Raw genomic sequence first — 935 nt, forward strand, 5'->3', positions numbered from 1 at the left:
TTTTCTGATAATGCGATCGTTCGTGGTGTAGGTAATAGTGCAGGTTTATCTTTCTTTCCTTTGCGTAACTCAACAGCTGACTTTTCCCAAATGGTTCATAATCATCCTAATATTTGTGTAGTGGACGATCGTTTGATCAGTAAAGTATCTGATGATGATCTGTTAGGTTGGTTAGATGCAAGATCACAAATTGCCAATATGCTGTTGGCTCCTACTTTAACTGCTGTTGATCAAGGATTAATTACAAATGTAATTATTGATACAGTGAATGGTGAAAAGTTTTTATATAACAAAAAATTTAAATTTGTCTTATCACGACCTAAATTTAGTTATAGTTATTTGCCATCATGATCATCATAGAAAGAGTACCAAGCTCAAATATTGAACTTAGCACATCTCATTTATTAAATCGTGTATTACAACGCCGTCAATTAAAGGATGTATCTGATTGCTCTTTTAGTTTAAAGGATCTTTTGTCACCATCATCCTTGCAAGGTTGTGAGAGTGCTGCAGTAATCATTGCAAACGCGATTATCACTCAACAAAAAATATTGATCGTGGGCGATTATGATGTAGATGGTGCGACCTCTACTGCATTGATGATGCGTGTTTTAAAGTTATTCGGTGCAGAAAATATCGCTTATCGTATTCCCAATAGAATGTTAGATGGTTATGGTTTAACGGTTTCTTTGTTGGAGTCTATTTTAGACAGTAAACCTAATTTAATTATTACTGTGGATAATGGTATTTCTAGTGTCGATGCGATTGCTCAAGCTAAAGCGTATGGTATTAATGTTGTGGTAACAGACCACCATTTACCGGGTGATGTTTTACCTGTCGCAGATGCAATTGTGAATCCAAATTTGAAAAATAGCCGATTTGAAAGCAGTGCGTTGTGCGGTGTCGGTGTTGCTTTTTATACTTTAATGGCTGTG

Annotated in this window: 1 protein-coding gene and 1 pseudogene; both read left to right on the forward strand. The window is 35.7% G+C overall.

What is annotated here, in order from left to right; all coding sequences use genetic code 11:
* A pseudogene (locus BZK14_RS10195) lies at positions 1–351 on the forward strand (hypothetical protein); the annotation flags it as partial.
* Positions 348–935, forward strand: a 588-nt coding sequence (locus BZK14_RS10200; RefSeq protein ID WP_171973699.1) for a DHH family phosphoesterase, incomplete at its 3' end; no start/stop codon positions are given. The pseudogene BZK14_RS10195 and the gene BZK14_RS10200, both read left to right, overlap by 4 nt.

Source organism: Wohlfahrtiimonas larvae, assembly GCF_002006755.1.
Lineage (GTDB): Bacteria > Pseudomonadota > Gammaproteobacteria > Cardiobacteriales > Wohlfahrtiimonadaceae > Wohlfahrtiimonas > Wohlfahrtiimonas larvae.